Raw genomic sequence first — 7,006 nt, forward strand, 5'->3', positions numbered from 1 at the left:
CCCGACCGCCGCGCCCGCACCCGCCCCGGCCCCGGTCCCGGCCGCCGCACCTGCACCGGTCCCGACCGCCGAACCCGAACCCGCCCCGGCCGCCGAACCCGTGCCGTCTACGCCCGGCCAGGCGGCCGGTGCCGTCCCACCAGCTGATGTGATCATTTTTCGGCTGACGGACGGTGGACGGGTGGTCGTTCGTCCCAGCGGCACCGAACCGAAGATCAAGGCCTATCTGGAGGTGGCCGTCCCGGTCGAGCCCACGGCGGACGCCGACGGCCTCGCACGCGCCCGCCGCGAGGCGGACACCCGCCTGGCCACGCTCCGCGCCACCGTCCACCATCTGCTCCTCGGCCCCTGAACGGAGAAGATCGGCGATTGTTTGTCGTTGTGTACGCTTTTTCGCCCGAAAACCGTACACAACGACAAACAATTGACGATCATGCGCCGCTGGTGGGCGGCTCGGAGTCAGACGGCGCCGAACTGGCGGTCGCCGGCGTCGCCGAGGCCGGGGACGATGAAGGCGTTGTCGTCGAGCCGTTCGTCGATACAGGCGGTGACGATCCGGACGTCGAAGCCGCCCGCGTCCAGCGCGGCGACCCCTTCGGGGGCGGCGAGTACGCAGACCAGAACCATGCCGGTAGCGCCGCGGCCGGCCAGCAGGTTCAGGCAGTGCGCGGCCGATCCGCCGGTGGCGAGCATCGGGTCGAGCAGCAGCACGGGATAGTCGGTGAGGCTCGCCGGCAGTGACTCCAGGTAGGCGTGGGGCTGGAAGGTCCGCTCGTCCCGGGCCAGGCCGACGAAGCCGGTCCGGGCCTCGGGCAGCAGGCCGAGGGCCGCCTCCAGCATCCCCAGCCCCGCCCGCAGGACCGGCACGACGATCGGCGCCATGGCCAGCCTGCTGCCCACCGCCGGGGTGAGCGGGGTGGCCACGGCGTGGCGGACCGTCGGCAGCTCCCGGGCGGCCTCGTAGATCAGCATCGTGGACAGCTCCCGCAGCGCCGCGCGGAACACCGGTGGCTGCGTCCCCTTGTCGCGCAGCATGGTCAGCCGCGCGGCCACCAGCGGATGTTCGACGACGTCGACCCGCACAACTGCCTCCCGCCGTCCGAGGACCCTCACCTGGCCCGCTGGAACTCCGGCTGCCACCACACCCGTACCGCACCCGTAATGATGGACGCTATGACGAGCTTCCCAGCCGGAGCGGACCGTCCCGCCGGAACCGGTGGAACCGGCGCGACGGTGCCGGGCCCTCCCGCTCCCCCACGCCGGGCCGAACTCGCCCGGATGATCGATCACACCCTGCTGCGCCCCGAGGCGACCGGGGAGGAGATCCTCGCGCTGTGCGGCGAGGCCACCGAGCTGGGCGTCGGCGCGGTGTGTGTCGCGCCCACCCACGTCTACCTGGCTGCCGCCGCGGCCCGCCGGGGCCGGCCGAAGGACGAGCGGGCGGCGGCGGACGACCCGGCGTTCGCCGTGGCCTCGGTGGTCGGGTTCCCGCACGGCACCCATCTGACCATGGTCAAGGCGCAGGAGGCCCGCCGGGCCGTGGCCGACGGCGCGGACGAGATCGACCTGGTGATCGACCTGGCCTGCGCGATGGAGGAGAACTGGCGGTCGATCGAGACCGAGATCACCGAGGTACGGCTGGCCGTCCCGCCGCACGTGATCCTCAAAGTGATCATCGAGAGCGCGCTGCTGCCGGACGCCGGCATCGCGGCGGCCTGCCGGGCCGCGGAGGCCGGCGGGGCGGAGTTCGTGAAGACGTCGACGGGCTTCCATCCGGCGGGCGGGGCGAGCCTGCGGGCGGTGCGGGCGATGGCGGCGGCGGTCGGTGGACGGCTCGGGATCAAGGCCAGCGGGGGCATCCGTACCGCCGAGCAGGCGCTCGCCCTCGTCGGCGCCGGCGCGACCAGGCTGGGCATGTCCGCCACCCGGGACGTGCTCGCCGCTGTCCCGGAGTAGCGCCGACGTCCCAAGCAACGCCGGTGCCCCAAGCAACGCCGACGTCCCAAGCAACGCCGGTGCCCCAAGCAACGCCGGTGCCCCAAGCAACGCCGACGTCCCGGCGTAGCGCCGGTGCCCCGAACAGCGCCGGTGCCCCGAACAGCGCCGGTGCCCGCGGCGACGTCTACCGCTGGGCGGAGAGGGCCTTCTTCGCGGCGGTGAGGAACTTGTTGCCGGCCGTGGCCAGTTCGGCGGACTCGGCGCTGGCCTGGTGCTCCCAGGCGCCGTAGGTGTCGCCGGCGCGGTAGCCCCGCAGCACATCGGTCAGGCGGTGCATGCACTCGATGGCGTCGTCGTAGTGACGGGTGACCGGGGCGGTCGGGCCGAACCTGACACGCAGCCGCCCGTAGGCGGTCCGGGCCATTTCGTTCGCGTGGTTCCGGCGCTTCAGATATTCTTTCGCCTCGTCGTCGCCGTCCATTATCCCCCGGGACCACAGTGAAATACAGTAGGCGGTGACCAGTTGGGACCGGGTCAGCTGCTCGGCGGCGAAGTCCAGCACGTCACGGCATTCCTTCTGGACGGCGAGACGATGCGAGCGCCGTGTTTCCATACGGCCGGAGAAGGCGCTGATCCCCGGCGCGCCGATGCCGGTGACGACAACACTGACAATCGCAAGTAGCATCACGTCCGACATGATCAGCCATGCTAGCGGAGCGGCCCGGTTCGTCTGGTTCGCGCGGCGCGGCCTGGAGCACGGGCCGGCCCGCCGGCACCGGCGGCGCGGGGGCGGTCACCCCCGTAAGCTCCTGACCGCGCAGGCCGCAAGGTGGTCGTTGACCAGACCACACGCCTGCATCAGCGCATACGCTGTCGTGGGGCCGACAAAGACGAAGCCATGGGATTTCAGTTCCCGGGCCAGCGCCGCCGACTCGGCCGTGGTCGCCGGCAGGTCCGCCGTTACCAGCGGCACCGCCGTGGTCACGGGCCGGAACGACCAGATTAGTTCCTCGAACGACCCGTCCAGCGCCAGCAGCGCCCGGGCGTTGGTGATTGTCGCGAGAATCTTCCGGCGGTTGCGGATGATTCCCGCGTCCGCCGCCAGCCGTTCGACGTCGGCCGGGCCGAAAGCCGCGACGGCCACCGGGTCGAAATCCGCGAACGCGGCCCGGAAGGCGTCCCGTTTACGCAGGACGGTGAGCCAGGAAAGACCGGACTGGAACGCCTCCAGGCTGAGCCGCTCGAAAAGCCCGGCCCGGTCGCGGACCGGGCGCCCCCACTCGTCGTCGTGATAGGAGATGTATTCCGGCGCGGACAGCGCCCACGGGCAGCGCGGGCGCCCGTCCGGCCCGGCCACGGCACCGCCGGGGGCCCCGGCCCGCCCGGAGCCGGCGTCCGGACCGGCCAGGCCATCCGGGCCGTCCGGGCTATCCGGGCCGTCCGGGCTATCCAGAACGGTCAGGCTATCCGGGCCGTCCGGGCTGTCCGGGCTATCCGGACCGTCCGGAAAGGTCAGGCCGGCCAGGCCATCCGGGGCGGCCAGGCCGGCCGGGGCGGCCAGGCCATCCGGGGCGGCCGGGCCGGCCGCGGCGAGCGGCGGGTCACCCATCGCCGCACACCGGCGCGAACCCAGGCTTGATCACGTCGTTGATGAGCGCCAGCCGCTGGTCGAACGGGATGAACGCCGACTTCATCGCGTTCACCGTCAGCCACCGGATGTCCGGCCATCCGTACCCGAAGGCGTCCACCAGCGCGGCGAACTCGCTCGACAGCGTCACCCCGCTCATCAGCCGGTTGTCGGTGTTGACCGTCACCCGGAAGTGCAGGCCGCGCAGCAGGCCGATCGGATGCTCGGCGATGCTCGCGCACACGCCCGTGTCCACGTTGGACGTCGGGCACATCTCCAGCGGCACCCGGACGTCCCGGACATAGTTGGCCAGCTGCCCGAGGGCCGCGTTCGCGTCGGTGTCGACAGTGATGTCGTCGGTGACCCGGACGCCGTGGCCGAGCCGGTCGGCGTTGCACCACTGCAGGGCCTCCCAGATGGACGGCAGCCCGAACGCCTCCCCGGCGTGGATCGTGTAGTGGCCGTTGGCCCGCTGCATGTACTGGAACGCGTCGAGGTGGCGGGTCGGCGGGTATCCCGCCTCGGCTCCGGCGATGTCGAAACCGACAACCCCTCTGTCCCGCCACCGGACGGCGGCCTCGGCGATCTCCAGCGAGCGGGCCGCGTGACGCATCGCGGTCAGCAGCGCGCGGATCTTCAGCCCGGTACCGGCCGACCCGGCCCGGAAGCCGTCGATGACGGCCTCGATCACCGCGTCGAGCGCCAGCCCCCGCTCGACGTGCAGTTCGGGGGCGAAACGGACCTCGGCGTAGACGATGCCGTCGGCGGCGAGATCCTCGGCGCACTCGCGGGCGACCCGGGCGAGCGCGCCCGGGGTCTGCATCACCCCGACGGTGTGGCTGAACGTCTCCAGGTAGCGCACGAGCGACCCGCTGTGGGCGCCGCCGCGGAACCAGGTCGCGAGCTTGTCCACGTCGGCGGTGGGCAGCCCGCCGTAGCCCACCTCGTCCGCGAGCTCGACGACGGTCGCCGGCCGCAGCCCACCGTCGAGATGGTCGTGCAGCAGCACCTTGGGCACCCGCCGGATGGCCTCCAGCGTGGGCGGGGACGGCACGGACACGGACACGGTCATCGTCCGAAGATATATCCGAAGGCACGGCCGTCTTACCCGGTTCCCGCGCCCGGTCGGCGAGCCGGACGGAGGATCCGTCGGCGGAGCCCCGCCAGAGAAGATCCATTCATGGATTGCCCGGGAGAACCCCCCGGAAAGAAACAAAGCGGATAATACACCGTGAAAATATCCGTCGACGGAAATCAGCGACAGGAATCAGCGGCGAAAATCATCGGTGGGCATCCGGGATGCCGGTGGCCGGCATCCGCCAGCCGGCGCCCGCGGGTGGACGCCTACCGGTGGGCTCTACCGGTGGACGCCTATGCGCAGGCTGCCTATGCGCAGGCTGTAGGGCAGCCGGGCGGCTCCGGGCTACCGGTAGGCCCCACCGGTGGACGCCTACCGGGGGCCCTCCAGTAGGCAGGCCCTACGGGTGGACGTGGTCGAGGACGAGCGGCTGGACGGGCGGCGGGGTGTCCGCGATCTCGACGGCGTCGGTGAGGGCCGCCCGGGCGGTGGCCAGCCGGGCCGGGTCGTCGGTGTGCAGCTCCAGCAGCGGCGCCCCGGCGACGACCCGCTCGCCGATGCCGGCGGACCACCGCACGCCCGCGGCCACCGACACCTCGTCGTCCTGGCGCGCCCGGCCCGCCCCCAGCCGCCAGGCCGCCAGGCCGACGGCGCGCGCGTCCAGCCGGCGCAGGAAGCCGGTCGCGGGCGCGGGCACCGTTTCGACGTGCCGGGCCATGGGCAGGGGCGCGTCCGGGTCGCCGCCCTGCGCGGTGACCATCCGTCGCCACACGTCGTGCGCCCGGCCCGCCGCGAGGACGTCCGCCGGATCCGGGCCGCCGGCCAGCCCGGCGAGGGCGAGCATCCGTCTGGCCAGCGTGACCGTCACCTCGACCAGGTCTGCCGGGCCGCCACCGCGCAGGGCCGCCACCGCCTCGTCGACCTCGAGCGCGTTGCCGGCGGTCCGCCCCAGCGGGGTGTCCATGCCGGTCAGCAGCGCCTCCGTGCGCATCCCGGCCGCGTCACCCAGGGTGACCATGTTCTCGGCCAGCTCCCGGGCCGGCGCCTGGGCCGTCATGAAGGCGCCCGAGCCGACCTTGACGTCCAGCACCAGCGCGGACGTCCCCTCGGCGATCTTCTTGCTCATGATCGACGAGGCGATCAGCGGGATCGACTCGACCGTGCCGGTCACGTCCCGCAGCGCGTACAGCTTCCGGTCCGCCGGGGCCAGGCCGGCGCCCGCGGCGGCGATGACCCCGCCGACGTCGGTGAGCACCGAACGCATCCGCTCAGGCGTCAGCGAGGCCCGCCAGCCGGGGATGGCCGCCATCTTGTCCAGCGTCCCGCCGGTGTGGCCGAGCCCGCGGCCGGCGAGCTGCGGCACCGCCGCGCCGCAGGCCGCCACCAGCGGCACCAGGACCAGCGAGACCTTGTCACCGACACCGCCGGTGGAGTGCTTGTCCACGGTCGGGCGGCCGAGCCCGGACAGGTCGAGCCGTTCGCCGCTGGCGACCATCGCCGCGGTCCACCGGGACAGCTCCGCCGGCCGCATGCCGCGCCACACCACGGCCATCAGATAGGCCGCCATCTGCTCGTCGGGGACAGCGCCCGCCGTGTAGGAGCTGATCAGCCAGTCCACGGCCGCGTCGGGCAGGCTGCCGCCGTCCCGTTTCGTCCGGATCAGGTCGACGACGTGAAAAGTCACGGAAAGCCACCGCCATCCCGTCCTGCGCGGGCGTCCTGGCCGGTGGCGGTGGCGGTGGCTGTGCCGGCACCGGCACCGGCACCGGCACCGGTGGCGTGGGCGACGGGCGGTGGCGGCAGGTCGGCGGGGCCGAAGGCGTCCGGCAGCAGCTCCGCCAGCCGACGCGGGTCACCGGCCGTCGCCACCAGGAGGTCCGGGCCACCGTGCTCGTACAGCAGCTGCCGGCACCGGCCGCAGGGCAGCAGCGGCGCGCCGGCGCCGTCCACGCAGGCGAACGCCACCAGCCGGCCGCCGCCGGCGGTGTGCAGTGCCCCTACCAGCACACACTCGGCACACAGCGTGAGGCCGTAGGAGGCGTTCTCGACGTTGCAGCCCACGACCAGCCTGCCGTCGTCCACCATGGCGGCGGCACCGACGCGCAGCCGTGAGTACGGGGCGTACGCACGGGTCGCCACCCGGGCGGCCTCGGCCCGCAGCCGTCGCCAGTCGACGGCATCCACCGTGGGCACGCCCGCGGGGCCAGCCGTGATGCCGTCCACGGGGCCGATCACAGGACCCGCCCCGGCGCCGGCCGCGGGACCCCAGCCTCAGGAGCGCTTCCCGCGGCCATGCGACACCTCCCGAAGGCCCGGACCCGTCCCGGGCGACAGCGCACAGCCCAGCATGCCCGACCCGGACG

7 protein-coding genes and 1 pseudogene are annotated in these 7,006 nt (G+C 73.3%); 2 read left to right on the top strand and 6 right to left on the bottom strand.

Annotated features, from left to right (window positions below):
• Window positions 1-352: pseudogene (locus AC5LSR_RS06110) on the top strand (phospho-sugar mutase); the annotation flags it as partial.
• 107 nt (window positions 353-459) lie between these two features.
• Here AC5LSR_RS06110 and upp read toward each other — a convergent pair.
• On the bottom strand, window positions 460-1,083 hold the full coding sequence (gene upp, locus AC5LSR_RS06115) for a uracil phosphoribosyltransferase (protein WP_250284559.1): 624 nt from the start codon (window positions 1,081-1,083) through the stop codon (window positions 460-462).
• Between the two features lie 90 nt (window positions 1,084-1,173).
• Here upp and deoC point away from each other — a divergent pair, with 90 nt between their 5' ends.
• Window positions 1,174-1,956 carry a deoxyribose-phosphate aldolase gene (gene deoC, locus AC5LSR_RS06120; protein ID WP_250284561.1) on the top strand — a complete coding sequence of 261 codons (783 nt, stop codon included), beginning with the start codon at window positions 1,174-1,176 and terminating at the stop codon, window positions 1,954-1,956.
• Between the two features lie 166 nt (window positions 1,957-2,122).
• Here deoC and AC5LSR_RS06125 read toward each other — a convergent pair whose 3' ends face one another.
• The 5 genes from AC5LSR_RS06125 to AC5LSR_RS06145 form a co-directional block, all read right to left on the bottom strand.
• Window positions 2,123-2,626: a hypothetical protein gene (locus AC5LSR_RS06125; RefSeq protein WP_250284562.1), complete on the bottom strand. Its 504-nt coding sequence runs from the start codon at window positions 2,624-2,626 to the stop codon at window positions 2,123-2,125.
• A gap of 105 nt (window positions 2,627-2,731) precedes the next feature.
• Window positions 2,732-3,346, bottom strand: coding sequence for a DNA-3-methyladenine glycosylase I (locus tag AC5LSR_RS06130; protein ID WP_445548267.1), 615 nt, complete (start codon window positions 3,344-3,346; stop codon window positions 2,732-2,734).
• Window positions 3,347-3,539: 193 nt separating this feature from the next.
• Entirely contained in the window at window positions 3,540-4,637 is a 1,098-nt protein-coding gene (locus tag AC5LSR_RS06135) for an adenosine deaminase (protein ID WP_250284563.1), read from the bottom strand.
• A 406-nt stretch (window positions 4,638-5,043) separates the two neighbouring features.
• Window positions 5,044-6,327: a thymidine phosphorylase gene (locus AC5LSR_RS06140; RefSeq protein ID WP_250284564.1), complete on the bottom strand. Its 1,284-nt coding sequence runs from the start codon at window positions 6,325-6,327 to the stop codon at window positions 5,044-5,046.
• A complete protein-coding gene (locus tag AC5LSR_RS06145) occupies window positions 6,324-6,866 on the bottom strand; it encodes a cytidine deaminase (protein ID WP_250284565.1) in 543 nt (180 codons plus the stop codon). Before AC5LSR_RS06145 ends, AC5LSR_RS06140 begins: the two co-directional genes overlap by 4 nt.
• Window positions 6,867-7,006 lie beyond the last annotated feature (140 nt).

The sequence above is a fragment of the Protofrankia sp. CiP1_Cm_nod4 genome (assembly GCF_982290645.1).